27 protein-coding genes are annotated in these 26,320 nt (G+C 70.2%); 12 read left to right on the plus strand and 15 right to left on the minus strand.

The features are described 5' to 3' along the window. Window positions 1-275 precede the first annotated feature (275 nt). Complete coding sequence (serB, locus tag OHT57_RS11520; protein ID WP_328746052.1) at window positions 276-1,490, plus strand: phosphoserine phosphatase SerB; 1,215 nt, start codon at window positions 276-278, stop codon at window positions 1,488-1,490. 82 nt (window positions 1,491-1,572) lie between these two features. Here the strand turns inward: serB and OHT57_RS11525 are convergent, their stop codons facing one another. The 4 genes from OHT57_RS11525 to OHT57_RS11540 form a co-directional block, all read right to left on the minus strand. Further along, window positions 1,573-2,091: a SixA phosphatase family protein gene (locus OHT57_RS11525; RefSeq protein ID WP_328746053.1), complete on the minus strand. Its 519-nt coding sequence runs from the start codon at window positions 2,089-2,091 to the stop codon at window positions 1,573-1,575. Between the two features lie 65 nt (window positions 2,092-2,156). Further along, complete coding sequence (locus tag OHT57_RS11530; RefSeq protein WP_328746055.1) at window positions 2,157-2,363, minus strand: hypothetical protein; 207 nt, start codon at window positions 2,361-2,363, stop codon at window positions 2,157-2,159. A 182-nt stretch (window positions 2,364-2,545) separates the two neighbouring features. After that, on the minus strand, window positions 2,546-2,662 hold the full coding sequence (locus tag OHT57_RS11535) for an SGM_5486 family transporter-associated protein (RefSeq protein ID WP_123759839.1): 117 nt from the start codon (window positions 2,660-2,662) through the stop codon (window positions 2,546-2,548). Between the two features lie 48 nt (window positions 2,663-2,710). Next, window positions 2,711-4,108, minus strand: a complete 1,398-nt coding sequence (locus OHT57_RS11540) for a CynX/NimT family MFS transporter (RefSeq protein ID WP_443053439.1) — start codon at window positions 4,106-4,108, stop codon at window positions 2,711-2,713. 82 nt (window positions 4,109-4,190) lie between these two features. Between OHT57_RS11540 and OHT57_RS11545 the strand changes: the two genes are divergently transcribed. After that, window positions 4,191-4,886, plus strand: a complete 696-nt coding sequence (locus OHT57_RS11545) for a FadR/GntR family transcriptional regulator (RefSeq protein ID WP_328746057.1) — start codon at window positions 4,191-4,193, stop codon at window positions 4,884-4,886. On the opposite strand, the gene OHT57_RS11550 is transcribed toward OHT57_RS11545, so the two are convergent. The 3 genes from OHT57_RS11550 to fabG form a co-directional block, all read right to left on the minus strand. Continuing rightward, window positions 4,861-5,244 (minus strand): hypothetical protein, encoded by a 384-nt coding sequence (locus OHT57_RS11550; protein WP_328746058.1) that lies wholly within the window; start codon window positions 5,242-5,244, stop codon window positions 4,861-4,863. The genes OHT57_RS11545 and OHT57_RS11550 overlap by 26 nt on opposite strands. A gap of 221 nt (window positions 5,245-5,465) precedes the next feature. Beyond that, on the minus strand, window positions 5,466-6,233 hold the full coding sequence (gene fabI, locus OHT57_RS11555; RefSeq protein WP_328746059.1) for an enoyl-ACP reductase FabI: 768 nt from the start codon (window positions 6,231-6,233) through the stop codon (window positions 5,466-5,468). A gap of 5 nt (window positions 6,234-6,238) precedes the next feature. Next, on the minus strand, window positions 6,239-6,943 hold the full coding sequence (fabG, locus tag OHT57_RS11560; RefSeq protein ID WP_328746060.1) for a 3-oxoacyl-[acyl-carrier-protein] reductase: 705 nt from the start codon (window positions 6,941-6,943) through the stop codon (window positions 6,239-6,241). A 251-nt stretch (window positions 6,944-7,194) separates the two neighbouring features. Here fabG and OHT57_RS11565 point away from each other — a divergent pair, with 251 nt between their 5' ends. The 3 genes from OHT57_RS11565 to tyrS are packed head-to-tail and all read left to right on the plus strand — an operon-like array spanning window position 7,195 to window position 11,435. Beyond that, window positions 7,195-8,718 (plus strand): TldD/PmbA family protein, encoded by a 1,524-nt coding sequence (locus OHT57_RS11565; RefSeq protein ID WP_328746061.1) that lies wholly within the window; start codon window positions 7,195-7,197, stop codon window positions 8,716-8,718. Then, window positions 8,715-10,109, plus strand: coding sequence for a metallopeptidase TldD-related protein (locus OHT57_RS11570; RefSeq protein ID WP_328746062.1), 1,395 nt, complete (start codon window positions 8,715-8,717; stop codon window positions 10,107-10,109). The genes OHT57_RS11565 and OHT57_RS11570 overlap by 4 nt, the downstream gene beginning before the upstream one ends. Window positions 10,110-10,166: 57 nt before the next feature. Next, entirely contained in the window at window positions 10,167-11,435 is a 1,269-nt protein-coding gene (tyrS, locus tag OHT57_RS11575) for a tyrosine--tRNA ligase (protein WP_328746063.1), read from the plus strand. Between the two features lie 61 nt (window positions 11,436-11,496). Here the strand turns inward: tyrS and OHT57_RS11580 are convergent, their stop codons facing one another. Further along, window positions 11,497-11,775, minus strand: a complete 279-nt coding sequence (locus tag OHT57_RS11580) for a GlsB/YeaQ/YmgE family stress response membrane protein (RefSeq protein WP_328746064.1) — start codon at window positions 11,773-11,775, stop codon at window positions 11,497-11,499. 245 nt (window positions 11,776-12,020) lie between these two features. On the opposite strand from OHT57_RS11580, the gene OHT57_RS11585 reads away from it, so the two are divergent. Beyond that, window positions 12,021-12,419, plus strand: a complete 399-nt coding sequence (locus OHT57_RS11585) for a DUF3099 domain-containing protein (protein WP_328746065.1) — start codon at window positions 12,021-12,023, stop codon at window positions 12,417-12,419. Between the two features lie 188 nt (window positions 12,420-12,607). Next, window positions 12,608-12,826 (plus strand): hypothetical protein, encoded by a 219-nt coding sequence (locus OHT57_RS11590; protein WP_328746066.1) that lies wholly within the window; start codon window positions 12,608-12,610, stop codon window positions 12,824-12,826. Between the two features lie 29 nt (window positions 12,827-12,855). Here the strand turns inward: OHT57_RS11590 and moaA are convergent, their stop codons facing one another. From moaA to OHT57_RS11605, 3 genes are all read right to left on the minus strand, one after another. Then, complete coding sequence (gene moaA / locus OHT57_RS11595; protein ID WP_328746067.1) at window positions 12,856-13,845, minus strand: GTP 3',8-cyclase MoaA; 990 nt, start codon at window positions 13,843-13,845, stop codon at window positions 12,856-12,858. A gap of 155 nt (window positions 13,846-14,000) precedes the next feature. Then, on the minus strand, window positions 14,001-15,620 hold the full coding sequence (locus OHT57_RS11600) for a solute symporter family protein (RefSeq protein ID WP_328746068.1): 1,620 nt from the start codon (window positions 15,618-15,620) through the stop codon (window positions 14,001-14,003). Continuing rightward, window positions 15,617-15,973 (minus strand): DUF485 domain-containing protein, encoded by a 357-nt coding sequence (locus OHT57_RS11605; RefSeq protein WP_328746069.1) that lies wholly within the window; start codon window positions 15,971-15,973, stop codon window positions 15,617-15,619. Before OHT57_RS11605 ends, OHT57_RS11600 begins: the two co-directional genes overlap by 4 nt. A gap of 253 nt (window positions 15,974-16,226) precedes the next feature. Here OHT57_RS11605 and OHT57_RS11610 point away from each other — a divergent pair, with 253 nt between their 5' ends. The 4 genes from OHT57_RS11610 (at window position 16,227) to OHT57_RS11625 (ending at window position 22,001) form a co-directional block, all read left to right on the plus strand. Beyond that, window positions 16,227-17,774 (plus strand): S8 family peptidase, encoded by a 1,548-nt coding sequence (locus tag OHT57_RS11610; RefSeq protein ID WP_328746070.1) that lies wholly within the window; start codon window positions 16,227-16,229, stop codon window positions 17,772-17,774. 73 nt (window positions 17,775-17,847) lie between these two features. After that, window positions 17,848-19,413, plus strand: coding sequence for a S8 family peptidase (locus OHT57_RS11615; RefSeq protein ID WP_328746071.1), 1,566 nt, complete (start codon window positions 17,848-17,850; stop codon window positions 19,411-19,413). 73 nt (window positions 19,414-19,486) lie between these two features. Then, window positions 19,487-20,845: a CoA transferase gene (locus tag OHT57_RS11620; protein ID WP_443053440.1), complete on the plus strand. Its 1,359-nt coding sequence runs from the start codon at window positions 19,487-19,489 to the stop codon at window positions 20,843-20,845. 100 nt (window positions 20,846-20,945) lie between these two features. Beyond that, the gene (locus OHT57_RS11625; protein WP_328746073.1) at window positions 20,946-22,001 is read left to right on the plus strand and encodes a CopD family protein; all 1,056 of its coding nucleotides are present in this window, start codon (window positions 20,946-20,948) and stop codon (window positions 21,999-22,001) included. 147 nt (window positions 22,002-22,148) lie between these two features. On the opposite strand, the gene OHT57_RS11630 is transcribed toward OHT57_RS11625, so the two are convergent. From OHT57_RS11630 to OHT57_RS11640, 3 genes are all read right to left on the minus strand, one after another. Further along, window positions 22,149-22,841 (minus strand): lysoplasmalogenase, encoded by a 693-nt coding sequence (locus OHT57_RS11630; protein WP_328746074.1) that lies wholly within the window; start codon window positions 22,839-22,841, stop codon window positions 22,149-22,151. Then, entirely contained in the window at window positions 22,838-23,710 is an 873-nt protein-coding gene (locus OHT57_RS11635; RefSeq protein ID WP_328746075.1) for a sterol desaturase family protein, read from the minus strand. Before OHT57_RS11635 ends, OHT57_RS11630 begins: the two co-directional genes overlap by 4 nt. Before the next feature lie 242 nt (window positions 23,711-23,952). Continuing rightward, window positions 23,953-24,681, minus strand: a complete 729-nt coding sequence (locus tag OHT57_RS11640; protein WP_443053441.1) for a VIT1/CCC1 transporter family protein — start codon at window positions 24,679-24,681, stop codon at window positions 23,953-23,955. Between the two features lie 88 nt (window positions 24,682-24,769). Here OHT57_RS11640 and OHT57_RS11645 point away from each other — a divergent pair, with 88 nt between their 5' ends. Beyond that, the gene (locus OHT57_RS11645) at window positions 24,770-25,753 is read left to right on the plus strand and encodes a DEDDh family exonuclease (RefSeq protein ID WP_328746076.1); all 984 of its coding nucleotides are present in this window, start codon (window positions 24,770-24,772) and stop codon (window positions 25,751-25,753) included. A gap of 243 nt (window positions 25,754-25,996) precedes the next feature. On the opposite strand, the gene OHT57_RS11650 is transcribed toward OHT57_RS11645, so the two are convergent. Continuing rightward, window positions 25,997-26,245, minus strand: a complete 249-nt coding sequence (locus OHT57_RS11650) for a hypothetical protein (protein WP_031046215.1) — start codon at window positions 26,243-26,245, stop codon at window positions 25,997-25,999. Window positions 26,246-26,320: the final 75 nt, after the last annotated feature.

A 26,320-nucleotide genomic window follows, 5' to 3' on the forward strand; every position in this document is an offset into this window, starting at 1 on the left:
CCCCCGCCGGGGAAACCGAAGGGACGGCGCTGAGACGGGCCTGGCTCGGCCGATGCCGAAGGCGCCACCGAGCGCGGCGGCTGCCGAGAGGGCGTCCGTGGGCGTCCGTGGGCGTGCATCGACGGCGTGACTGAACCGTCGCCCGAGCACCCGCCGCAGCCGAGCCGTGTCCCGCAGGCAAGGAGCACGCCACCTTTTCGACACCGACTGTTCCGTGTCCGTCAGACGGACCGCAGGAGCAGGAGGCACGGGGTGCCGGATACGGTGGGAACACCATGAGCGCTTCACAGAACCCGTCCCCCGACGACCCCACCCTTCTCGTCAAGATTTTCGGGAAGGACAGGCCGGGCATCACGGCAGGCCTGTTCGACACCCTCGCCGCCTACTCGGTCGACGTGGTCGACATCGAGCAGGTCGTCACCCGTGGCCGAATGGTGCTGTGCGCGCTCGTGACCGCGCCGCCCCGCGCGCTGGAGGGTGACCTTCGGGCGACCGTCCACAGCTGGGCGGAGTCGATCAAGATGCAGACGGAGATCATCTCCGGCCTCGGCGACAACCGGCCGCGCGGGCTGGGGCGTTCACTGGTCACCGTGCTCGGCCACCCCCTCACCGCGGAGGCGACCGCGGCGATCGCCGCCAAGATCGCCAAGGCCGGCGGCAACATCGACCGTATCTTCCGGCTGGCCAAGTACCCGGTCACAGCGGTCGAGTTCGCGGTGTCCGGCGTGGAGACCGAGCCGCTGCGCACCGCTCTCGTGACGGACGCCGCCAAGCTCGGCGTCGACGTGGCCGTGGTCGCCGCCGGTCTGCACCGCAGGGCCCAGCGGCTCGTCGTCATGGACGTGGACTCCACGCTCATCCAGGACGAGGTGATCGAGCTCTTCGCCGCGCACGCCGGCTGCGAGGACCAGGTCGCCGAGGTGACGGCCGCCGCGATGCGCGGCGAGCTGGACTTCGAGCAGTCGTTGCACGCGCGCGTGGCACTCCTGGAGGGGCTGGACGCCTCGGTCGTGGACAAGGTGCGCAGCGAGGTCCGGCTGACGCCGGGCGCCCGCACCCTCATCCGTACGCTGAAACGGCTCGGCTTCCAGGTCGGCGTCGTCTCGGGCGGGTTCACCCAGGTCACCGATGATCTGAAGGAACGTCTCGGGCTGGACTTCGCCCAGGCCAACACGCTGGAGATCATCGACGGGAAGCTCACCGGCAAGGTCACCGGGGAGATCGTGGACCGCGCGGGCAAGGCGCGGCTGCTGCGCCGGTTCGCCGCCGAGGCGGGGGTGCCGCTGTCCCAGACGGTGGCGATCGGGGACGGTGCCAACGACCTGGACATGCTGAACGCGGCCGGACTCGGGGTCGCCTTCAACGCCAAGCCGGTGGTGCGGGAGGCCGCGCACACCGCGGTGAACGTGCCCTTCCTGGACACGGTGCTCTATCTGCTGGGTGTCACCCGCGAAGAGGTCGAGGCGGCGGACGCGCACGAGGAGGACTGACCGACGGATCGACAGGGCCCGGCACCCTCGCGGTGCCGGGCCCTGTCGCGTCTCGTCTCGCGCGAGTTAGGTCTCGGGTCCGTCAGTCGGAGGGCTCCCAGAAGTCGACGAGGGTGGCCAGGCCCGGCTCCAGGGCCTTCCAGGGGCCGCTGAACGACAGGACGGCGAAGGCGGCGGCCGGGAAGCCGCGGCCGTCCATCCGGCGTCGGGAGTCACCCTCGGAGGTGCCGGCCAGGACGTCCGCGAGGCCCTGCACGCCCGGGTTGTGGCCGACCAGGACGGCGTTGTGCACGTCGTCCGGGGTCTCGTTGAGTACGGCGATCAGCTCGCCGGGAGAGGCCTCGTAGATCCGCTCCTCGTAGACGGTTTTCGGCCGGTGCGCAAACTCCTGCACGGCGAGCTTCCAGGTCTCACGGGTCCGGGTCGCGGTGGAGCAGAGGGCCAGGTCGAAGGGGATGCCCGAGTCGACCATTCGCCGTCCGGCTTCCGCTGCATCTTTTCGGCCCCGGTCGGCAAGCGGCCGCTCATGGTCGGTCATCTCGGGCCAGTCGGCTTTCGCATGCCGGAAAAGGACGATCCTGCGGGGTTCTGCGACGCTCATGGGAACCAGCTTCGCACGAAACAGGCCATGGGGCGCAGGGAGTTGACGGGCGGCTTTGTCCGTGCTCAGCGCGCTATCAGCTGCTGTACGCGCTCCAGGAACTGGGTGACGGCGGGGCTGCCGGAGGCCGCGTGCGCATCGGAGGGGTTGAGGATGAGCGCCAGGAGCACGACGAAGGCGAGCGTCGGGAGGGCCAGGGCCCACCAGGGCAGCCGGATGTCGACGCCGCCCCGGGACGCCGAGAGGGGCGGGGTGTGCGTAGGGGCCGACATGGGTGCCTCCGCTGTCTTCGAGTGGCCGGTGGGCGGTGACCCACGGAACGCGGTCACAACTCGAAGGTACGGAACCGGAGGCTCTCAACCCATCCGGTGATCCACCCAGTTGACCCTGACACTCACCCCCTAGGGGACAGGGGGGCTAACCCCACCGCCGGGCCGGGGAGCGGGTGATCGGATCAGGGCGAGGCGATCGTCGCGATGATGGCGATGACCACGAAAATGGCGAGGAACGAGCCGAAGACCAGCAACATCTTCTTCTGGCCGTTCTGGGGGTTCGGGTCGAGCACTGGCATACGGCCAGTCTCGCACCCCGGACTCCTGCCCAGGCTTCCGGGGTGACCTCAGCGGGCCGCCTCGTCCTCCACCGTGCGGTCGCGGCCCGCGAGCACCCCGACCGCCATCTGCGGGACCATCAGGCCGATCATGAGCCCGATCGGCAGTCCCCAGCCCCCGCTGTGCTGGTAGAGCACGCCGACCAGGAGCGGCCCGGGGATGGAGATCAGATAGCCGGTGCTCTGCGCGAAGGCGGACAGCTGGGCGACGCCCGCGCCGGTTCGGGCCCGCATCCCGACCATGGTGAGGGCCAGGGGGAAGGCACAGTTGGAGATGCCGAGCAGCACGGCCCAGGCCCAGGCGCCGGCGGCCGGGGCGAGATACAGACCCGCGTATCCGGCGAGACCGCAGACGCCGAGCACGATCACGATCGGGCCCTGGCGCGGCAGCCTGGTGGCCACGCGCGGGATGACGAAGGCCAGCGGGACCCCCATCACCATCGTGACGGCCAGCAGCAGTCCCGCGGTACCCGCGGGCACGCCCGCGTCCCGGAAGATCTGCGCCATCCAGCCCATGGTGATGTAGGCGGCGGTGGCCTGGAGCCCGAAGAAGACGGCGAGCGCCCAGGCGGTACGGCTCCGGGTGATCCGCAGGGTGGACTGCTCCACACGCGCGTGGACGTGCCGGACCGGTCCCGCGCCGTCCACGCGTGTGTGTACGTGCCGGGACACGCCTTGTGCCTGCTCGCTGCCCGAGGGCCCCTGTCCGGACGGCGGCGCCTCCCGTTCCCGTACGAGCGGAATCCACGGCAGTACGGCCGCCGCCGCCAGAGCCGCCCACACGGCGAGCCCGGCCTGCCAGTTCCCGCCCAGTGCCTCGGTCACCGGCACCGTCACGGCGGCCGCCGCCGCGGTGCCGAGGGCGAGGGCCATCGAGTACAGGCCGGTCATGGAGCCGACCCGGTCCGGGAACCACCGCTTGACGATGACCGGCATCAGGACGTTGCTGACGGCGATCCCCATGAGCGCGAGGGCACTGGCGGCCAGGAAGCCCACCGTGGAGCCGGTGTAGGGCCGTATGAGCAGGCCCGCCGTGATGGCGACCATCCCCGCGCACACCACCGCGCCGGCACCGAAGCGGCGGGCCAGGCGGGGGGCCGTGACGCCGAAGACGGCGAAGCACAGCGGGGGCACCGAGGTGAGGAGGCCCGCGAGGCTGCCGCTCATGCCGAGGCCGTCGCGCACCTCTTCGAGGAGGGCGCCGAAGCTGGTGATGGCGGGGCGCAGGTTGAGCGCGGACAGCACGATGCCGACGACGACCAGGCGCACCGCCCACACGCGCGTGGCGGGCACCGCGGCCCCCTCCTCCGGCGCGGTCGCGGAGCTGCGACCTGGCGCGGAGTTGCGAGCGGTCGCGGAAGGGTGTGCGGTCGTGGACTTCACCGTCCGGGTTTCGTCACGTGCCATGACGTCCATCATAGAATCATAGGATGATTGGTTGTCCATCCCCGGGGCGTCTTCTTCCGTCCCGCCCGTGCGAAGGTGTGCCATGCCCCTGAGCCATCCCCGCCGCTCGGCACTGTCCGAGCAGGTCATCGCCGCGCTGCGCAACCAGATCACCTCGGGCGAGTGGCCGGTCGGCTCCCGGATCCCGACGGAGCCCGAACTGGTCGGGGAACTGGGGGTCGCGCGCAACACCGTCCGTGAGGCGGTCCGCGCGCTCGCGCACAACGGCCTGCTGGACATCCGCCAGGGCTCGGGGACGTATGTCGTGGCGACCAGCGAGCTGGCGGGCGTGATGCACCGCAGGTTCGCCGACGCGGAACCGCGGCACGTCGCCGAACTGCGTTCCACGCTGGAGTCGTCGGCGGCGCGACTGGCCGCCGAGCGGCGCACCGAGAAGGACCTCAAGCAGCTCGACGCGCTCCTGGTGCGGCGCGAGGAGGCCTGGGAGTCGGGCGACACGGAGGCCTTCGTGACGGCCGACGCCACCTTCCATCTGGCCGTGGTGGCCGCCTCGCACAACGACGTGATGACCGAGATGTACGCGGACCTCGGCGAGGTGCTGCGGGACTGGCTGCGTGAGGACATCGGCGAGGAGCTGACGCCGGAGACCTACATGGACCACACCCGGCTCGTCGACGCGATCCGCGCGGGCGACCCGGCGTCCGCGGCGGAGGAGGCGGCCGGCTATCCGCTCGTGTGCCGTCCGGGCCGGTTCAGCGCGCCATCTTCCGGTGGCTGACCCACACCGAGCGGATCTCCTTCCAGCACCGGCCGGCCAGCCGTACGGTCTGCGCGGGGCCGGCCTCGACCTGGGCGGCGTCGCTGTCGAGGTCCCACCAGCGCTCGCATTCGATGTGCAGGGTGACGCCGTCGGTGCGCGGATACGGGTTGTGGCAGTACGCGGTCACACGCGAGCCGGTGACCTTGCTGCGGCAGGAGGCGCCGAACGGCTCCGGCGCGACGGCCCCGCGCGCCTCCACACGTGTGTGCGGCAGCGCGTCGTGAGAGGTCGCGTCGTACGGGACCGCGTCGTACGGCAGGGACATCACGAGGCAGACGGCTGCGATCGCTGAGGCCAGGCTGCGGGACAGACGCACAAGGGGACCTCCTCGGCCGGGCTGGGGAGGGGAGCGCGGGTGAACGCGTAATCCAGAGTGCCCAGTTGTGCGGCGTCCGCGCGCGGCCGGTGGGCCGAACGGGTGACTCCGCGCGGGGACCGTGTCGCTCCGGTCCCGCACCGGCCGGCGGCGTGAGCGCCGAGGGCCCGCACCTTCGAAAGGTGCGGGCCCTCAGGCTCGTCCGGGCATCGGCGCCGGCGTCACGCGCCGATCGCGTGCAGCCCGCCGTCGACGTGGATGATCTCGCCCGTGGTCTTCGGGAACCAGTCGCTCAGCAGGGCGACGATGCCCTTGCCGGCCGGCTCCGGGTCCTTGAGGTCCCACTCCAGCGGGGAGCGGTTGTCCCACACGGCGGCCAGATCGCTGAAGCCGGGGATGGACTTGGCGGCCATCGAGGCGAGCGGGCCCGCGGAGATGAGGTTGCAGCGGATGTTCTGCTTGCCCAGGTCGCGGGCGACGTAGCGGCTGGTGGCCTCCAGGGCGGCCTTGGCCGGGCCCATCCAGTCGTACTGCGGCCAGGCGTACTGCGCGTCGAAGGTGAGGCCGACGACCGAGCCGCCGTTCTGCATCAGCGGCAGGCAGGCCATGGTGAGCGACTTCAGGGAGTACGCCGAGACGTGCATGGCGGTGGCCACGGACTCGAAGGGCGTGTTCAGGAAGTTGCCGCCGAGCGCGTCCTGCGGCGCGAAGCCGATGGAGTGCACGACACCGTCGAGGCCGCCGAGCTCCTCACCGACGAGGTCGGCCAGCCGCCCGAGGTGCTCGTCGTTGGTCACGTCGAGCTCGATGACCTTGGTGGGCTTGGGGAGCTTCCTGGCGATGCGCTCGGTCAGCGTGGGCCGCGGGAACGCGGTCAGGATGATCTCGGCACCCTGCTCCTGGGCCAGCTTCGCGGCATGGAAGGCGATGGAGGATTCCATCAGCACACCGGAGATCAGGACGCGCTTGCCCTCGAGAATTCCGCTCATGGTGATCAGTGACCCATTCCCAGTCCGCCGTCAACGGGGATGACGGCTCCAGTGATGTACGAGGCGTCGTCCGAGGCGAGGAACCGCACCGTCGCGGCGATCTCCTCCGGCTGCGCGTAACGGCCGAGCGGCACCTGCTTGACGATGGCCTCACGCTGCTCGTCGGTGAGGGCCTTGGTCATGTCGGTGTCGACGAAGCCGGGCGCGACGACGTTGAAGGTGAGGTTGCGCGAGCCCAGCTCACGGGCGAGGGACCGCGCGAAGCCGACCAGGGCTGCCTTGGAGGCCGCGTAGTTGGACTGGCCGGGGCCGCCGTAGAGGCCGACGACCGAGGAGATCAGGACGACGCGGCCCTTCTTGGCGCGCAGCATGCCGCGGTTGGCGCGCTTGACCACACGGAAGGTGCCGGTGAGGTTGGTGTCGATGACCGAGGTGAAGTCCTCCTCGGACATACGCATCAGGAGCTGGTCCTTGGTGATGCCGGCGTTGGCGATCAGAACCTCGACCGGGCCGTGCTCGGCCTCGATCTCCTTGTAGGCCTGCTCCACCTGCTCGGAGTCGGTGATGTCGCACTTGACGGCCAGGAAGCCGGCCGGCGGCTCACCCGAGCGGTACGTGATGGCGACCTTGTCGCCGGCGTCGGCGAATGCGCGGGCGATGGCGAGGCCGATGCCCCGGTTGCCTCCGGTGACGAGAACCGAGCGGCTCAACGGATCACTCTTTCCATAGGGGTCTGACACACCCGCCCGAACTCCGTGGACGACAGGCGGCTTCTCCGAAAACCTATCGGGCCGCTCCCTCCCGAGGACATTCGGGCACCGACAGTGGCTCAGGGGGCTCACTGTCGGGTCCCTACAGAAAGATGCGGACAGCGGTCGGAAACGTGTGGTCCGCGCACCGTCCGCCGCGACATGATCGGAGCAGCCGTCGCCCACCCTCACCCCGACAGGAAGAGACCCAGGTGCCTCATACCATCGACGAAGCCTTCACAGCGCTTCCCCTACGTGCCCTCGCCGACGCCGCGCTGGCACGCGCGCGTGCGCTCGGCGCGGCGCACGCGGACTTCCGGTTCGAGCGGGTGCGCAGCGCGTCCTGGCGGCTCAGGGACGCCAAGCCGTCCGGGTCCTCGGACACCACCGACCTCGGGTACGCGGTGCGGGTCGTGCACGGCGGGACCTGGGGCTTCGCGTCCGGCGTGGACCTGACACTGGATGCCGCCGCCAAGGTCGCCTCGCAGGCCGTGGCCATGGCGAAGCTCTCCGCCCAGGTGATCCGCGCGGCGGGGTCCGACGAGCGCGTGGAGCTCGCCGGGGAGCCCGTGCACGCCGACCGTACGTGGATCTCGTCGTACGAGATCGATCCGTTCTCCGTGCCCGACGAGGAGAAGGCGGCACTCCTCGCGGACTGGAGCGCACGGCTGCTGGCGGCGGACGGGGTCAACCATGTCGACGCCTCGCTGCTCACCGTGCACGAGAACAAGTTCTACGCCGACACCGCGGGCACGGTGACCACGCAGCAACGGGTCCGGCTGCACCCGCAGCTGACGGCCGTCTCCGTCGACGAGTCGAGCGGTGAGTTCGACTCCATGCGGACCATCGCACCGCCGGTCGGGCGCGGCTGGGAGTACCTCACGGGCACCGGCTGGGACTGGGAGAGCGAGCTCGAACAGATCCCGGAACTGCTCGCCGAGAAGATGCGCGCGCCGAGCGTCGAGTCGGGCCTGTACGACCTCGTCGTCGACCCGTCCAACCTGTGGCTGACCATCCACGAGTCCATCGGCCACGCCACCGAGCTGGACCGTGCGCTCGGCTACGAGGCCGCCTACGCCGGCACCTCCTTCGCCACCTTCGACCAGCTCGGGAAGCTCCGGTACGGCTCCGAGCTGATGAACGTCACCGGTGACCGCACCGCCGAGCACGGCCTCGCCACCATCGGCTACGACGACGAGGGCGTCGAGGGCCAGTCCTGGGACCTGGTGAAGGACGGCACGCTCGTCGGGTACCAGCTGGACCGGCGGATCGCGAAGCTGACCGGGTTCGAGCGGTCCAACGGGTGCGCGTACGCCGACTCCCCCGGGCATGTGCCCGTGCAGCGCATGGCCAACGTGTCGTTGCAGCCGGATCCGGCCGGGATGTCGACGCAGGACCTGATCGGGAGCGTGGACCGCGGGATCTACGTCGTCGGCGACCGGTCCTGGTCGATCGACATGCAGCGCTACAACTTCCAGTTCACCGGCCAGCGGTTCTTCAGGATCGAGAACGGGCGGATCACCGGGCAACTGCGGGACGTCGCCTACCAGGCGACCACCACCGACTTCTGGGGCTCGATGGCCGCGGTGGGCGGCCCGCAGACCTACGTCCTCGGCGGCGCCTTCAACTGCGGCAAGGCCCAGCCGGGGCAGGTCGCAGCGGTGTCGCACGGCTGCCCCTCGGCCCTCTTCAAGGGCGTCAACATTCTGAACACCACTCAGGAGGCCGGTCGATGAGCGCCCGCACCAACAAGCCGCACGAGATCGTCGAGCGGGCCCTCGCACTGTCCCGGGCCGACGGCTGTGTCGTGATCGCCGACGAGCAGTCGACGGCCAACCTGCGCTGGGCGGGCAACGCGCTCACCACGAACGGCGTCACGCGCGGGCGCACGCTCACGGTCATCGCGACCGTCGACGGCAAGGAGGGCACCGCCTCCGGGGTCGTCTCGCGGTCGGCCGTGACCGCCGACGAGCTGGAGCCGCTGGTGCGGGCCGCCGAGGCCGCCGCGCGCGGCGCCGCGCCCGCCGAGGACGCCCAGCCGCTGGTCTCGGGCGTACCGGAGTCCCCCGACTTCACCGACGCGCCCGCCGAGACGTCCTCGGCCGCCTTCGTCGACTTCGCCCCGGCGCTCGGCGAGTCCTTCGCACGCGCGCGTGCGGGCGGCCGCGAGCTGTACGGCTTCGCCAACCACGAGCTCGTGTCGACGTACATGGGCACGTCCACGGGGCTGCGGCTGCGCCACGACCAGCCCAACGGCACGCTGGAGCTGAACGCCAAGTCGCCGGACCGTACGCGCTCGGCCTGGGCCGGACGCTCCACGCGGGACTTCAAGGACGTCGACCCGGCGGCGCTGGACGCCGAACTCGCCGTACGCCTCGGATGGGCCGAGCGCCGCGTCCCGTTGCCCGCCGGGCGGTACGAGACGCTGCTGCCGCCGACCGCGGTCGCGGACATGTTGATCTACCAGCTGTGGTCGGCGTCGGGGCGGGACGCGGCCGAGGGGCGGACGGTGTTCTCCAAGCCCGGCGGTGGCACCCGGGTCGGCGAGAGGCTGACCGAGCTGCCGCTGACCCTGCGCAGCGACCCGCACGAGCCCGGCCTGGAGTCCGCGCCCTTCGTGGTCGCGCACTCCTCCGGGGGCGACCAGTCGGTGTTCGACAACGGTCTGCCGGTCGCGGCCACCGACTGGGTCCGCGCGGGCGAACTGGCACACCTGATGACCACCCGGCACAGCGCGGGCCTGACCGGGCTGCCCGTCGCCCCGGCGGCCGGCAACCTCGTCCTCGACGGGGGCTCGGACCTCTCCCTGCAGGACATGGTCGCGAACACCGGACGCGGGCTGCTGCTGACCTGCCTCTGGTACATCCGCGAGGTCGACCCGGCCACGTTGCTGCTCACCGGGCTGACCCGGGACGGCGTGTACCTCGTCGAGAACGGCGAGGTGACCGGTGAGGTCAACAACTTCCGGTTCAACGAGTCGCCGGTCGGCCTGCTGGGGCGGGCGACGGAGGCGGGGCGGACGGAGAAGACGCTGCCGAGGGAGTGGAGCGACTACTTCACCAGGGCCGCGATGCCGGCGCTGCGGGTGCCGGATTTCAATATGAGTTCTGTCAGTCAGGGCGTATAACCTCGTAACCGGTAGTCACTCGACTGCCCGAGGATCTTTCGAGGAGATGCGAGAACCGTGACGGACATCGTCGACGAGCTGAAGTGGCGAGGACTGTGGTCCCTGTCCACTGACGAGGACGCTTTGCGCAAGGCGCTCGCGGACGGTCCCGTCACGTTCTATTGCGGCTTCGACCCCACGGCGGCCAGCCTGCACGTCGGCCACCTGGTCCAGGTCCTCACCATGCGCCGGCTCCAGCAGGCCGGTCTGCGCCCGCTGGCCCTGGTGGGCGGGGCGACCGGCCAGATCGGCGACCCGCGCCCCACGGCGGAGCGCACGCTGAACGACCCGGAGACCATCGCGACCTGGGTGAGCCGGCTGCGCGGGCAGATCGAACCGTTCCTGTCCTTCGAGGGCGAGAACGCCGCGGTCATGGTGAACAACCTGGACTGGACGGCCGGGATGTCGGCCATCGAGTTCCTCCGGGACATCGGCAAGCACTTCCGCGTCAACAAGATGCTGACCAAGGACTCGGTCGCGCGCCGGCTGGAGTCCCAGGAGGGCATCAGCTACACGGAGTTCAGCTACCAACTGCTCCAGGGCATGGACTTCCTGGAGCTCTACCGGCGGTACGGCTGCACGCTCCAGCAGGGCGGCAGCGACCAGTGGGGCAACCTCACCGCGGGTCTCGACCTGATCCACAAGCTGGAGCCCGAGGCCGAGGCGCACTGTCTGGCGACGCCGCTGATGGTCAAGGCGGACGGCACCAAGTTCGGCAAGACCGAGGGCGGCGCCATCTGGCTCGACGCCGAGATGACGACGCCGTACGCGTTCTACCAGTTCTGGCTGAACGTCGACGACCGGGACGTCTCGACGTACATGCGCATCCTGTCGTTCAAGTCCCGTGCGGACCTGGAGGAGTTGGAGAAGCAGACCGAGGAGCGTCCGCAGGCCCGGGCCGCGCAGCGCGCACTGGCCGAGGAGCTGACGACGCTGGTGCACGGCGCCGACCAGACGGCAGCGGTGATCGCCGCGAGCCGTGCCCTCTTCGGGCAGGGCGAGCTGACGGGTCTCGACGAGCGGACACTGACCGCGGCCCTCTCGGAGGTTCCGCACATCCGGGTCACCGAGCTGGGCGCCGTCGTGGACCTGTTCGCCGAGGTCGGTCTGGTGGCCAGCAAGTCGGCCGCCCGGCGGACGGTGAAGGAGGGCGGGGCCTACGTGAACAACGTCAAGGTCACCGCCGAGGACGCCGTCCCGGCCAAGGAGGACCTGCTGCACGGTCGCTGGCTGGTGCTGCGCCGGGGCAAGAAGAACCTGGCGGCGGTCGAGGTCACCTCCGCGTAGTCCTGGTACGACGAAGGGGGCATCCTCCGGGTGGAGGGTGCCCCCTTCGTCGTTCGGGCTCTCAGGTCCGCTGTTTCCGCTTGCCCAGCGTCGCCATGTAGAGCATGTCGCCTACGCCGACGATGATGACCGCGGCGATCAGCTGGAACGCGTGGCGGCTCCAGTCGATGCCGGAGGTCGCGTCGACGCCCGCCCACCGTGCGACGGCATTGCCGACGATGGCTCCCAGCATGCCGAAGATGGTGGTCAGCCAGAGGGGACTGTGCTGTTTTCCGGGGATGATCGCTTTCGCGATCAGACCCAGCACGAATCCCACGATGATCGCCCACAACCAGCCCATGGCTGCCTCCTCGTACGGCTCTACGTGAGCATTAGGGCCAGTGTCGGTCCGTTCCCGGTACGGCGCATGTCGGGTGCGTCCGTACGTGCCGCGGGTGAGGTCGTTCGCCCGGGCGCGAGATGCCCCGGTCTCGTAGGCGGCGCAGGCGCGGCGTAACGTGGAAGGCGTCCGTACCCGGTATCTCCACCGGGTCCGGAGCGGATGCGCGGTGGGGAGAGTCCGATGCGGGCGGATGGTGGAACGTGATGCGGAAGCAGCATGGCGGCGGCAGCGCCGAGGTGTTCCGGATCACCGGAGCCCGCTCGAGCCTTCAGGACGATGTGCGGGGACGTCAGCGCCGGTACGTCATCTCGATGACGGCCCGTACGGTGTCGGTGGTGCTCGCGACCACCCTCTGGAACGTGGAACGGCACGTCGCGATCGTCGCGCTGGTGCTCGGGGCCGTTCTGCCCTATATCTCCGTCGTCATCGCCAACGCGGGGCGGGAGAACGCACCCTCTCTGCCGTCGACCTTCGTGACCGTCCCGATGCGGCCGATGATCGCGCCGCCGCGGGCGGAAGGGGACTCCGCGGAACCCGCACCGGAGGACGGCGCGGGCGGGTCGGCGTCGCGTGCACGGGGGGAACCGCACGAGCAGACGTGAGAGGTGTTCTCAGCCCCAAGCTCAAGAAAAGCTCAGATCAATCATGTTGTTCCAGTGCCGGGCCAAGGGTTACCCGTGACATACTTCGTACGCGCTCCGCATCCCCCGTCGGAGCGACAGACCGACGCCGGGCAGCTCCCCCCGTGGCTGCTCGGCGTCGCCTTTTCCCCCGCTTGTGAGACGAATCCGTGAGTGACGAAATCCCTGTCTGTTCCGCCAAGGGCTGTCGTGCCGACGCGGTCTGGGTGCTCGCGTGGAACAACCCGAAGATTCACACGCCGGAGCGGCGCAAGACGTGGCTTGCCTGTGAGGAACACCGGGAGCATCTGTCGCAGTTCCTCGGGGTGCGCGGGTTCCTCAAGGACGTCGTGAAGTTCGGGGAGTGGCAGGCTCCCGAAGGGGCCTAGAAGGCTTTCGCCGCAAGCCCTGGCCGTGACTAGCCGCCGATCGCCGACATGGGACGGTCCGGCTGGACGAACGTCGGGTCGTCAAGGCCCGCTCCCGCCTTCTTGCCCCACATCGCCTCGCGCCAGATGCGGGCGATCTCCTCGTCACCGGCGTCGGAGCGCAGGGCCGCTCGCAGGTCGGTCTCCTCGCGGGCGAACAGGCACGTGCGTATCTGGCCGTCGGCCGTGAGGCGAGTGCGGTCGCAGGCCGCGCAGAACGGGCGGGTGACCGAGGCGATGACGCCCACGCGGTGCGGCCCGCCGTCGACCAGCCAGCGCTCCGCGGGCGCCGAGCCCCGCTCCTGTGAGCCCTCTTCCGTGAGGTCGAAGCGGGTGCGCAGGGAGGTCAGGATGTCCCCGGCGGTGATCATGCCGTCGCGCTTCCAGCCGTGCTGGGCGTCCAGGGGCATCTGCTCGATGAAGCGCAGCTCGTAGTCGTGCTCCACCGCCCACGCCAGGAGGTCCGGGGCCTCGTCGTCGTTGAGCCCCGGCATCAGGACCGAGTTCACCTTGACGGGGGTCAGGCCCGCCTCGCGGGCGGCGTCGAGGCCTTCCAGGACGTCCTGGTGGCGGTTGCGGCGGGTGAGGGTCTTGAAGACGTCCGGGCGCAGGGTGTCGAGGGAGACGTTGACCCGGTCCAGGCCGGCGGCCTTCAGGGCGGTCGCGGTGCGCTTGAGGCCGATGCCGTTCGTCGTCAGGGACATCTGGGGGCGCGGGTCCAGGGCCGCGACCCGCTCGACGATGCCGACGAGACCCGGGCGCAGCAGAGGCTCACCGCCGGTGAAGCGGACCTCCTCGATACCGAGGGAGGTGACGGCGATGTCGATCAGGCGGACGATCTCGTCGTCGGTCAGCAGATCGGGCTTGGCCAGCCACTGCAGGCCCTCTTCCGGCATGCAGTACGTGCACCGCAGATTGCACCGGTCGGTCAGCGAGACGCGCAGGTCGGTGGCCACCCGGCCGTAGGTGTCGATGAGCACGTGGGCCCCCTCCCTCGTCGCGGATCAGTGCGGGATTCTTCGTTTCCGTCACTTGCGAGCCTACGTGACGTCACTGACATCGACAGGGCCCGATCCCACGACGTACGGGGCGGCCGCGTCGTAGAGACCTACGACGCGGCCGCTCACGGGGTGTGTCAGTGGGCGCCGGTGCCGGTCAGTGACCGGACCTCCAGCTCCGCGTACTTGCCCTTGTCGGGCTCCTCCTTGGACAGGTAGGTGCCGATGATGCCGAGCAGGAAGCCGACCGGGATGGAGATGATCCCCGGGTTCTCCAGCGGGAACCAGTGGAAGTCGACGTCCGGGAACATCGAGCTGGGCTTGCCGGAGACGACCGGCGAGAACAGCACCAGGCCGACCGCCGTGACGAGGCCGCCGTAGATCGACCACAGGGCTCCGGAGGTGGTGAACCGCTTCCAGAAGAGGCTGTAGATGATCGTCGGCAGGTTGGCGGAGGCGGCGACCGCGAAGGCGAGGGCGACGAGCCCTGCGACGTTCAGGTCGCGGGCGAGGGCGCCCAGCAGGATGGAGACGGCGCCGATGCCGACGGTCGCCCAGCGGGCCGCGCTCATCTCCTGCTTCTCGGTGGCCTGACCGCGCTTGATGACGTTGGCGTAGATGTCGTGCGCGAAGGACGAGGACGAGGCCAGGGTGAGGCCGGCGACGACCGCGAGGATGGTGGCGAAGGCGACCGCCGAGATGGTGGCCAGCAGGATCGCGCCCCAGTTGGAGTCGACGCCGCCCAGATGCAGTGCCAGCAGTGGCGCCGCGGTGTTGCCCGCCTTGTTGGAGGCGATGATCTCGTCCGGCTTGATGAGCGCGGCGGCGCCGAACCCGAGGGCGAGGGTCATCAGGTAGAAGGCGCCGATGAGGCCGATGGCCCAGATGACCGACTTACGGGCCGCCTTGGCGGTGGGAACCGTGTAGAAGCGGATCAGGATGTGCGGCAGGCCGGCGGTGCCGAGGACCAGGGCGATGCCGAGCGAGATGAAGTCCAGCTTGGTGGTGCCCGTGGCGCCGTACTTCAGGCCCGGTTCCAGGAAGGCCGCGCCCTTGCCGCTGTTGTCGGCGGCGGAGCCGAGCAGGTCGGAGACGTTGAAGTCGAACTTCAGCAGCACCAGGAAGGTCAGCAGCAGGGCGCCCGCGATCAGCAGTACGGCCTTGACCATCTGGACCCAGGTGGTGCCCTTCATGCCGCCGATGGTGACGTACACGATCATCAGGACGCCGACCAGGGCGACGACGCCGATCTTGCCGGCGTCGCTGGTGATGCCGAGGAGCAGGGAGACCAGGACGCCCGCGCCCGCCATCTGGGCCAGCAGGTAGAAGATCGAGACGACGATGGTGGAGGTGCCGGCCGCCGTACGGACCGGGCGCTGGCGCATCCGGTAGGCGAGGACGTCGCCCATCGTGTAGCGGCCGGAGTTGCGCAGCGGTTCGGCGACCAGGAGCAGGGCGACGAGCCAGGCGACCAGGAAGCCGACGGAGTACAGGAAGCCGTCGTAGCCGAAGAGGGCGATGGCGCCCGCGATGCCGAGGAAGGAAGCGGCGGACATGTAGTCGCCGGAGACGGCGAGGCCGTTCTGGAAGCCGGTGAACTGGCGTCCGCCCGCGTAGAAGTCGGCCGCGTCCTTGGTCTGCCGGCCGGCCCAGACGGTGATGACGAGGGTCGCGAGGACGAACACGGCGAACAGGCTGATGATCAGCGGCCGGTGCTGGCTGGCCTCTCCGGCCGCCAGGGTGATCGCGGGGCTCATGCGCCGCCCTCCATCCGGGACTTGATGGCGTCGGCCTTGGGGTCGAACTTGGCGGCGGCGACGCGTGAGTACCACCAGGCGATGAGGAAGGTGGTGAGGAACTGCCCGAGGCCCAGGACCAGGGCCACGTTGATGTTGCCGACGACCTTGGTGCCCATGAAGTCGCCCGCGTAGTTGGACAGCAGGACGTACAGCAGGTACCAGGCGATGAAGCCGACGGTCAGCGGGAAGGCGAAGGAGCGGTAGGAGCGGCGCAGTTCACCGAACTCCGCGCTCTCCTGAACCTCGGTGAACTCCGCGGTGGTGGGGAGTTTGTGCTGCTCTTTCGAGGGGGGCGGTGCGTCGGTGGACACGATCTCTCCTCGCGTTGCGGGTGCGGTGGTGACGGGGATCGGGGGCGAGTGTCCTCGCGTTCCCTGTTCAAGGTCACGGCGCCGCGCTGGGCCCGGTTCAACTCACTTTGCTTCTTTCCTAACTCACCTTGGGGAAGTCATTGCTGGCCAGCGACTTCGGGAGATAGCTTCGGCCTGAACCAACCGTCATGTACCTGCCCGAACACCACCTGTGGCTCGGGCAGGTTTCGTTTCCGGATGATGTGGAGACCCCATGTCCCAGCCGCGTTCCAGACGTTCGGCACGTTCAGGATCCGGCCTCGCGCTCGCCGTGCCCGTCGTGCTGTCCCTCACGGCCTCGCTCGGCTTCCTGCCCTCGGCGGCCTCGGCGGCTCCCGCCGCGCAGTCCACCGCACGGGCCGCGGACGCGACGAATCTGTCGTACGTCGTCAACACCAAGGTGGACCACCGCACGATCGCGTCGGTGCGGCGGGCGATCCCGAAGGCCGGCGGCACCGTCGTGATCACGTACGAGAAGATCGGCGTGATCGTGGTCCACTCGTCCGACGCGGACTTCGCCCAGCGGATCCGCACGGTGCGCGGAGTGCAGTCGGCCGGTGCCACCCGCACCTCGCCGCTGACCCCGGCGGGCACGACGGACGAGGGCGCGGTCCAGGTCCTGTCGGACGCGCAGGCCGCGAAGGTCGCGAAGTCCTCGGCCGCCACGCCGGACAGTGAGCCTCTCGAGGCCGACCAGTGGGACCTGCGTGCGATAGGCGCCGACAAGGCGGCCAAGATCAACCCGGGTAGCCGCAAGGTGACCGTCGCCGTGATCGACACCGGTGTCGACGACACCCACCCCGACATCGCGCCGAACTTCTCCGCCTCCCAGTCGGCCAACTGCGACGGTGGTGTCCCGGACACCACCGCGGGCGCCTGGCGGCCGTACACCGCGGACGACTACCACGGCACGCACGTGGCCGGTGAGATAGCCGCGGCCCGTAACGGCATCGGTGTGGCCGGGGTCGCCCCCGGCGTGAAGGTGTCGGCCATCAACGTGACCGACCGGAGCAACGGCCTCTTCTACCCGGAGAGCGTCGTGTGCGCGTTCGTGTTCGCCGCCGACCACGGCGTCGAGATCACGAACAACAGCTACTACGTTGATCCATGGCTGTACAACTGCATGGACGATCCCGATCAGCGGGCCATTGTTGACTCGGTCAACAGGGCGCAGTTGTACGCCCAGAAGAAGGGCACGCTCAACCTGGCGTCGGCGGGCAACTCCAACCACGACCTGGACTCCGACGCGATCGTCGACGCGTCGAGCCCCGACGACTCGACACCGGTGAACCGGACCGTCGACCCGCACGAGTGCTTCGACGTGCCGACACAGCTGCCGGGTGTCGTCACGGTCAGCGCGACCGGCGTCAAGAACCTCAAGTCGTACTACTCCTCGTACGGCAAGGGTGTCATCGACATCGCGGCGCCCGGTGGCGACCGGCTCTACCAGATCCCGGACACGCCCTCGCAGAACGGCCGCATCCTGTCCACCCTGCCGAACGGCGGGTACGGCTTCCTTCAGGGCACCTCGATGGCCTCGCCGCACGCCGCGGGCGTCGCCGCGCTGCTGAAGTCGACGCACCCGAAGGCGAACCCGGCCCAGCTGCAGGCGCTGCTCAAGGCACAGGCGAACGCCACGAGCTGCCCGGCGTCGTACGACCAGAACGGTGACGGGACGCAGGACGCGGTGTGCGAGGGCGGCACCCGGGCCAACGGCTTCTACGGCTTCGGCATCGTCAACGCGCTGCGCGCGGTCAAGTGACCCGCCGGTCGGCAGCCACGGAACCACCCGCACGGACCGCTTGTACCGAGAACGAACTGGAGAGATCTTCATCATGACAGGGCCCCACTCGCGCTATCGGCGCGCGATCGCGATCCCGCTCGGCATGACGATGGCGACAGCCATGGCCTTCCTGCCGGGCGCCACGGCGTCCGCGGCCGACGTTCCCGGCACCGTGGCCGGTGTCACCGGCGCCGTGAACGACATCCTCGCCTCCGCCGACGCGGACGGGACGGCGCTCAGCTATGTCGTCAACGTCCGTTCCGGGCATGCTCCTTCCGCTCAGGTGAAGAAGGCCATCGGCCAGGCCGGCGGCACGATCGTGACGTCGTACGACCGGATCGGCGTGATCGTCGTCCACTCGTCGAACCCCGACTTCGCCAAGACGATCCGCAAGGTCCGCGGCGTCGAGTCGGCGGGCAACACGCGCAACGCGCCGCTGCCCGCGCAGTCGACGGACGACCTGGGGACGCCGAGGACGCTGAGCGCGACGGAGGTCGCCGCGGCGAAGACGGCCGCCACCGCCGGTCAGGACCCGCTGGAGTCGTTGCAGTGGGACCTGCCCGCCATCAAGGCGGACAAGGCCCACGAGAAGTCGCTCGGCAGCAGCAAGGTGACCGTCGCCGTGATCGACACCGGTGTGGACGACACCCACCCGGACCTCGCGCCGAACTTCGACCGGGCCGCGTCGGTCAACTGTGTGACGGGCAAGCCGGACACCACCGACGGGGCGTGGCGGCCGAGCGCCGCGGAGAGCCCGCACGGCACACATGTGGCCGGTGAGATCGCGGCCGCCAAGAACGGCGTCGGCATGACGGGCGTGGCGCCGGGCGTGAAGGTGGCGGGCATCAAGGTCTCGACCACCGCCGGCTACTTCTACACGGAGGCCGTGGTCTGCGGCTTCATGTGGGCGGCCACCCATGGTGTCGACGTCACCAACAACAGCTATTACACGGACCCCTGGTACTTCAACTGCACCGACGACCCGGACCAGAAGGCGCTCGTGGACGCCATCACCCGGGCCTCGCGGTACGCGGAGAAGAAGGGCGTGGTCAATGTGGCCGCGGCCGGCAACGAGAACTACGACCTCGCGGCCGACGAGATCACCGACCCTGTCTCGCCCAACGACGGCACCCCCTCGGACCGGGTCATCGACCCCTCCGAGTGCTTCGACATACCGACCCAGCTGCCGGGTGTCGTGACGGTCGCGGCGACGGGCGCGAAGGGCATCAAGTCGTCCTTCTCCAACTACGGCCTGGGCGTCATCGACGTCGCCGCACCGGGCGGCGACTCGACGGCCTACCAGACGCCCAAGCCGCCCGCGACCAGCGGTCTGATCCTGGGCACGCTGCCCGGCGGCAAGTGGGGCTACATGGCCGGTACGTCGATGGCCTCGCCGCACGTCGCGGCCGTGGCCGCCCTGATCAAGTCGACACACCCCTACGCCCCGCCGGCCCTGGTGAAGGCTCTGCTGTACGCGGAGGCGGACGCCACACCGTGCACGGACCCGTACGACATCAACGGCGACGGCAAGGTCGACGCGGTGTGCGAGGGGTCGAAGAACCGCAACGGCTTCTACGGCTGGGGCACTGTGGACGCTCTGGACGCGGTGACGAAGTAGCCGGACGGGGCGATCAGCACTCGTCAATATATTGATTCAGTCAATACTGTGATCAATGCTGCATAGTGCAGTCATGACTGATATCAAGCTGGTGATGCGGGAGGGCGCTCTTCAGGGGCGCCTTCCCGTGCAGGAGCTCGCGCGTGCCTGTGTGGCCGAGTGCGCGTCGGCCGCCGCCGAACTGGGGGCGCGCAGGGCCGGGCTCGCCGAGGTGCCGACGGTGCGGGTGGACGACGGGGCGGTCGCCACGGCTTTCCTGAGCGAGCGTCATCTACTGATCAACGGTCGCGCGCCCGTCGCCTTCGCACCCCTTTCACGGTTCTGGCGGACGGCGGACGGGTGGGTGCGGACCCACGCGAACTACCCGCACCATCGTGCGCGTCTGCTCGACGTGCTGAGGGTGCCGGAGGACGTGGCGGCCGTCGAGGCGGCGCTAGCCGAGCGGTCGGCCCTCGACGTCGAGGAAGCCGTGTACGCGGCCGGCGGTCTCGCCGTGGCACTGCGTTCTCCCGAGGAGTGGGCCGCGCACCCGCAGGCGGCCGAGGTGGCGAAGCGGCCCCTGGTCGAACAGGGACGGCTGGACGCGGCACGCGTACGTACGCTCACGCCGATCGACGCCGCCGCCCTGCTTCCGGCGGCCGGACTGCGGGTTCTGGATCTGACGCGGGTCCTCGCGGGCCCGGTCGCTACGCGCACCCTCGCCCTGCTCGGCGCGGACGTACTGCGCCTGGACGCGCCCCGGCTCCCCGAACTGCCGGACCAGCACGCCGACACGGGCTTCGGGAAACGGTCGGCGGCCCTCGACCTGGCCGCCGACCGGCAGACCTTCGAGGAGCTCCTCGCGGCGGCGGACGTGGTCGTCACCGGGTACCGGCCGGGTGCGCTGGACCGGTTCGGGCTGTCCCCCGAGGCACTGGCGGAGCGACGGCCCGGGGTGGTCGTGGCGCAGTTGTCGGCGTGGGGTGCGTACGGGCCGTGGTGTGAACGGCGGGGCTTCGACAGCCTCGTGCAGGCGGCCACCGGGATCGCCGTACTGGAGGGGTCGGCGCAACGGCCGGGCGCGCTGCCCGCGCAGGCCCTCGACCACGGGACGGGCTACCTTCTGGCGGCCGCCGTGCTGCGGGCACTGACCGAGCAGTCGCAGGAAGGCGGGAGCCGGTTCGTGCGGCTGGCCCTGACACGGACGGCCCAGTGGCTGACGGACGGCATGAACGGCGTGGACGGCGTGGACGGCATGGACGGCGTGGACGGCATGGACACGAGGGACGCCGGGCACGACTCGTACGACGGCCCAAAGGCGTGGTTGTCGGAGGCGGACAGTGCGCTCGGGCGACTGCGGTACGCGCTGTCGCCGGTCTCCTTCGAAGGCGGCCCGGAAAACTGGGCCCGGCCACCGGCGCCATGGGGCACTGAGGCCGCGCGCTGGGCGTGAGCGACGGCCGGAGCGGGAGCGTATTCGTGCACGGAATGTCATATCGACACCCGATTCCCTGCAGTTGCCCGGTTCCGTCCGTTCTGGTCAAGATCGTGAGATGACCTTGATAAGACCCACAGACGAGGTGACCGACCCACACGGACCCGCGCGGCGGCCCGGCCCCGGCCGGGCGATCGCCGTCCTCGTCCTGGTGGTCCTGGCCGTACTGATACCCCTGTTCGGCCCATCAGCCGCACTGCACGGCACCGGGGAGGCCGCAGCGCCCGGTGCGGGTGGCGTGGCCCTGCTGCGGACGGTGCTGTTCGCGGCGCTGTGTGTGCCCCTGGGCGAGCTGTTCGCGGCCCGGCTGGCCCGCTCGGTGCCCGGCGCTCCCCCGTACGCGCCACGCTCCTGGGCTCCCTACGCGGTTGCCGCCGGTCTCGTCGCCGCACTCGGTCTCGCCTCGGTCGTGGCGACCGGCAATCTGGTGCCGCACAGCCTCTCCGAGATCGACGTCGGCGGCCTGTACCAGTCGCGGGACGGCAAGTTGGCCCTGCTGGAGGTCAACGCGTTCCTCGTGGCCGCTCTGTGCGCCCGCTCGGCCCGACCGGCCCTCCAGGTGTGGCCCCTGGCCGCCGTGATCATGGCGGAGGCCCTGCGCGCCCATCCCCCGGCCGAGCACAGTCCGCTGATCGGCTCCGGGCTGACGCTGGTCCATCTGACCTGCGCGGCGCTGTGGGCGGGCGGACTGCTGCATGTGCTGCGGACATTGCGCCACTGGGGTGCCGCGGAGTCGGGCCCCGCCGGTCCCGGGGGCTTCTCGGAGTCGGGCTCCGCCGTGTGGGGCGCGGCGCTGATCGGGCTCTACGCGCGCTTGGCGGCCGTTCTGCTCGCCGCCATCACCGCGACAGGCGTCTGGAGTTCGCTGCGCCGGATGCCTCCGGGCACGATCCTGGAACAGCTGACGGACACGGCCTATGGGCGCGTCCTGCTCGCCAAGATGCTCCTCGTGGCGGTCGTCGCCGCGCTCGCCCTGTGGGCCCGGACCCGGCTGCGCCGCGCCCCCGACCCGCTGACCGTCTGTGTCCCCGCGCGGCTGGAGGTCGTCGCGCTGGCGCTGGTGGTCGTGATCTCGGGGTTGCTGACGGCCCTGCCGCATCCGATCCGCTGGTGATGTCGCGGCGTCTCCGGTCGGCCACGAGCATCTTGAGGGCACGCGTTCATCCATCGCCGCCCTGCCGCATAGCCGCATAGCCGCATAGCCGGCGGTGCCGTACAGCCCGTCGGGCAGCGGCTCGGGGATGTCGCTACGGACTGGCGCTCAGGGTGTGGTCGAGCGCACCTCGCCGTATGTCGCCCTCGGCCGCGAACGCGCTTCGAGGGTACGCAGGACGCCGGTGACCAGCAGGAACTGCCCGGCGATGTACGTGAGCATGATCCAGAGATCGGGACGCGGCAGCTGGGGCCAGTCGGCGACGCCGGTCGCGATGAGGGTGTCCGAGAGCAGGAAGAGCGAGCCGCCGAGCCCGGCGACGAGTCCGAACCGCACGGCCGACGCGCACGCCATCGCCGTCAGCAGCACGCTGTAGCCCGCGACGGGCACGCGGAGTTCGGCGGGCAGGTCCGGCCACAGTGCTACGACGGTGACGACCAGGGCGACGGCGTAGGCGGGTGCGAGGACGGCCACGCGCGCGTGTGGGCTGCCGTACCCCTTGAAGAGCGCGAGGTAGCAGACGTGGCCGGCCGCGAAGCAGGTCATGCCCGCGAGGAAGGCGGGGTCGGCGTCGGACAACAGCAGGACGTCACCGCCCCAGCCGCACAGCAGCGCGGCGGCGAGGAGCCGGGGTGCGCCGGACGCAAGGGCGTATGCGGTCAGGAGCGGCATCAGCAGGGGCTTGGCGACGGTGTGCCCGGGGTCGAGGCCCACGGCCAGGGAGACGAGGTCGACGGCGGTGGCGAGGGCGAAGGCCGCGAGGAGTGCGGAGCGGGTGCGGTGGGTGCTCGCCGGGCTCACGCGGACACGGTTTCCTCGGCCGTGTCCGGCGCCGGTGTCGGGGCCCAGCCCGGACCCCCGAAGATCCGGCCGGCGCGCTCCCGCCAACTGCTCGCCCTCTTGACGTCCTTGATGATCGCGACGTACTCGTGGGTGGCCACCTTGATCGGGTTGAACGTGTTGATGTTCTTGGTCAACCCATAGACAGGCCGTTCGGTCTCGGCGACGAACGAACCGAAGAGCCGGTCCCAGATGATGAGGATCCCGCCGAAGTTGCGGTCCAGATAGCCTCCCTGGGAGGCGTGGTGGACGCGGTGGTGGGACGGGGTGTTGAACACGAACTCGAACCAACGGGGCATCTTGTCGATGCGTTCGGTGTGGATCCAGAACTGGTAGACGAGGTTCGCGGAGGAGCAGAAGGCGAGCGCGGCCGGGTGGACACCGGCGGCGACGAGGGGGACGTAGAACGGCCAGACGGTCAGGGTCGTCCAGGGCTGGCGCAGCGCGGTGGTGAGATTGAACTTCCGGCTGGAGTGGTGGACGACGTGACAGGCCCACAGGATGCGGACGACGTGGTGGCCGCGGTGGGACCAGTAGTAGAAGAAGTCCTGCGCGAGCAGCATCAGGGGGACCGTCCACCACAGGACCGGTACACGGAGCGGGGTGAACTCGTAGAGGGCCGTGTAGAGCGCGACGATCGGGATCTTCCACAGGAAGTCGAAGACGAGGCTGCCGAGGCCCATGCCGATGCTGGTGGCGGCGTCCTTCGTCTCGTAACCGGCCGCGGCACCTTCGGCGTCGGGATGGAGCCGGACGCTGATCATCTCGATCACGGTGAGCAGTACGAAGGCCGGTATGGACCAGACCACGACGTCGGGGAGGTTGGGCATGCGTGCACCGTAGAACCGCCGGTCGGGCACGGCTAGACGTTGTTACTTACAAGTATTGACGGTGGCACGCGCTTGCTTCTTGGTGATCTCCGCCAAGGGAGGCCGCGACCGTCTGCGGGGCCGGCCCCGAATCCGGTGCGGTCGCTGCCGGAGCCGACGGATCAACCACGGTGCCCGGTGGCCGACTTGGACTCGGCCCGCGCGCGCCGCCGCCGGCCTCCTCCCGCAGGACCGCCACTTCGTCAACCGACCCCCGCCGCCCCCAACAGCGCCCCCACCCCGTACGTGACCCCCATCGCCAGCGCCCCGCCCACGACATTGCGCAGCACCGCCCGCCCCGGAGCCGCCGCCCCCAACCGTGCGCTGCTCCACCCGGTGAGCACCAACGCCCCCAGTACGGACACCACGGTCACCGGCACCCGCCACCCCGCTTCCGGCAGCACGATCGCGAGCAGTGGCAGTACCGCTCCCGCCGTGAACGCCAGGAAGCTCGCCCAGGCCGCATGCCAGGGATTCGTCAGGTCGTCCGGATCGATGCCGAGCTCCACACGCGCGTGGGCGCGCAGCGCGTCCCGTTCCGTCAGCTGCCGAGCCGCCTCGAGGGCCACGTCACGCGACAGGCCCCGTTCCTCCAGAAGCTCCGTCAGCTCCTCCAGCTCCGCCTCCGGCTGTTCCCTCAACTCCCGCTTCTCCACGGCCAACGCGGCCTGCTCGGAGTCACGCTGGGTCGAGACGGACACGTACTCCCCCGCCGCCATGGACATGGACCCGGCCAGCAACCCTGCCAGGCCCGCCGTCAGCAACGCCTCCCGGTCGCTCGTGGCGCCCGCCACACCCACCACCAGCCCCGCCGTGGAGACGATGCCGTCGTTCGCCCCCAGGACGGCCGCCCGCAGCCAGTTGAGGCGGGCGCCGAGCGCTCCGCCGTGCGCCTCGCCGTGCGCCGGTCCACTCACACCCTCGTCGGTCACCTCCGGAGGATCGCACCCCCGCCGCCGCGGGCCCGGTACCGACGCCGCCGTGAGGGACTGTCAGTCGCGGCCCGTATCCTCAGGGACCATGCTCGAAGACCACACGACCGCAGCGTCCTCCCCCACGGCGTGGCCGACCGCATATCCCCAGGGGTACGCGGTCGTTGACGTGGAGACCACCGGCCTTGCCCGGGACGACCGGATAATCTCCGCGGCCGTGTACCGGCTGGACTCCCGCGGCGAGGTCGAGGACCACTGGTACACGCTGGTCAACCCGGAGCGCGACCCGGGACCTGTGTGGATCCACGGTCTGACGAGCGACACCCTGCGCGACGCGCCCCTCTTCCAGGACATCGCCGAGGAGTTCTCGACCCGCCTGGAGAACCGGGTGCTGGTCGCGCACAACGCCGTCTTCGACTGGCAGATGATCGCCCGGGAGTACGCGCGCGCCAAGCGTGAGGCGCCGGTACGTCAACGGCTGTGCACCATCGTCCTGTCCAAGGAGCTCGGGCTTCCGTTGCCCAACCACAAGCTGGAGTCGCTCGCGGCCCACTTCGGCGTCGTCCAACAGCGGGCGCACCACGCCCTCGACGACGCGCGCGTGCTCGCGGAGGCGTTCCGGCCGAGCCTGCACGCCGCGGCCGCCCGCAGCGTGCGGCTGCCGCTGCACGAGTGCCGGCCGCTGACCGAGTGGACCGACCATGCGGTGCCCCGGCAGCAGGCGGGCTACGGCAGCTACCGGCCGACCAGTTGGCGGCCCGCCCGCAAGCGGCCCGCCTGCCCGTATCCGAACCCCGGGCGGTACGAGGACAGCAAGCCTCTCAAACAGGGCATGCGGATCGCGTTCTCCGGGGACACCTCGACCGAGCGCGAGCTGCTGGAGGACCGGGCGGTCGAGGCAGGCCTGCATGTCGCCGGCAGCATTTCCCGGCTGACCAGCCTCCTCGTCACCAACGACCCGGACTCGGGCACCTCCAAGGTCGTCAAGGCACGGCAGTTCGGGACCCCGGTCGTCGACGAGGCGGCCTTCGGACAGCTCCTCAGGGACGTGGAGCCGGCGTCGGAGGGATGACCGTAAGGAAGGGATGACCGGACGGGAGGGGTGACCGGACGGCAAGGGTGCTCGCTCGCCGAGGAGTGGCTGCCGACGGGCGGGTGGTTGCCGTACGACTCGCCCGGTGCCCTCTCGCCCGCGCCGTGACCACGGCGCACCGACGGCCGTAGGAGGCGCCCCAGGCGTCCTCTCGGCGGACGCGATTCCGAGCCCATTCCTCATCCACCCGGACCCGACCCATATGCAAAGACCCCCGTCGGCCTACACGGCAGAGCCGACCTTGTCCACGATGCCGGCCTTGCCCTCCGCACGGGCACAGTGCGCGCCGCAGAACCAGTGGCCGTCCACCTCGACACCTTGGCCGATGATCTGGACCCGGCAGTGCTCACAGATGGGGGCCATGCGATGGATCGCGCAGGCGAACGAATCGAAGACGTGGCGTGCCCCGTCCCGGGTCTCCACGGTGAACGCCAGCTCGTAGTCGTTCCCGCACACTTCGCAACGTGTCATAAACCGCATCGTCAAGGGCGTATCGGGCACTCGCAAGTCGACAGCGCCGGCCGCACCGTCGGGCAGGCCCTGGGT

It is taken from the genome of Streptomyces sp. NBC_00285, assembly GCF_036174265.1.
GTDB lineage: Bacteria > Actinomycetota > Actinomycetes > Streptomycetales > Streptomycetaceae > Streptomyces.

Excerpts from the sequence above, each read along its gene's own strand:
- OHT57_RS11625 (WP_328746073.1), top strand. The coding sequence starts at position 20,946 with ATGACCTTGATAAGACCCACAGACGAGGTGACCGACCCACACGGACCC.
- OHT57_RS11600 (WP_328746068.1), bottom strand. The coding sequence starts at position 15,620 with ATGAGCCCCGCGATCACCCTGGCGGCCGGAGAGGCCAGCCAGCACCGG.
- OHT57_RS11585 (WP_328746065.1), top strand. The coding sequence starts at position 12,021 with ATGCGGAAGCAGCATGGCGGCGGCAGCGCCGAGGTGTTCCGGATCACC.
- OHT57_RS11635 (WP_328746075.1), bottom strand. The coding sequence starts at position 23,710 with ATGCCCAACCTCCCCGACGTCGTGGTCTGGTCCATACCGGCCTTCGTA.
- OHT57_RS11615 (WP_328746071.1), top strand. The coding sequence starts at position 17,848 with ATGACAGGGCCCCACTCGCGCTATCGGCGCGCGATCGCGATCCCGCTC.
- OHT57_RS11530 (WP_328746055.1), bottom strand. The coding sequence starts at position 2,363 with ATGTCGGCCCCTACGCACACCCCGCCCCTCTCGGCGTCCCGGGGCGGC.
- serB (WP_328746052.1), top strand. The coding sequence starts at position 276 with ATGAGCGCTTCACAGAACCCGTCCCCCGACGACCCCACCCTTCTCGTC.
- OHT57_RS11610 (WP_328746070.1), top strand. The coding sequence starts at position 16,227 with ATGTCCCAGCCGCGTTCCAGACGTTCGGCACGTTCAGGATCCGGCCTC.
- OHT57_RS11650 (WP_031046215.1), bottom strand. The coding sequence starts at position 26,245 with ATGACACGTTGCGAAGTGTGCGGGAACGACTACGAGCTGGCGTTCACC.
- OHT57_RS11570 (WP_328746062.1), top strand. The coding sequence starts at position 8,715 with ATGAGCGCCCGCACCAACAAGCCGCACGAGATCGTCGAGCGGGCCCTC.
- OHT57_RS11525 (WP_328746053.1), bottom strand. The coding sequence starts at position 2,091 with ATGAGCGTCGCAGAACCCCGCAGGATCGTCCTTTTCCGGCATGCGAAA.
- OHT57_RS11535 (WP_123759839.1), bottom strand. The coding sequence starts at position 2,662 with ATGCCAGTGCTCGACCCGAACCCCCAGAACGGCCAGAAGAAGATGTTG.
- fabI (WP_328746059.1), bottom strand. The coding sequence starts at position 6,233 with ATGAGCGGAATTCTCGAGGGCAAGCGCGTCCTGATCTCCGGTGTGCTG.
- OHT57_RS11545 (WP_328746057.1), top strand. The coding sequence starts at position 4,191 with ATGCCCCTGAGCCATCCCCGCCGCTCGGCACTGTCCGAGCAGGTCATC.
- OHT57_RS11580 (WP_328746064.1), bottom strand. The coding sequence starts at position 11,775 with ATGGGCTGGTTGTGGGCGATCATCGTGGGATTCGTGCTGGGTCTGATC.
- OHT57_RS11540 (WP_443053439.1), bottom strand. The coding sequence starts at position 4,108 with ATGGCACGTGACGAAACCCGGACGGTGAAGTCCACGACCGCACACCCT.
- OHT57_RS11645 (WP_328746076.1), top strand. The coding sequence starts at position 24,770 with ATGCTCGAAGACCACACGACCGCAGCGTCCTCCCCCACGGCGTGGCCG.
- OHT57_RS11620 (WP_443053440.1), top strand. The coding sequence starts at position 19,487 with ATGACTGATATCAAGCTGGTGATGCGGGAGGGCGCTCTTCAGGGGCGC.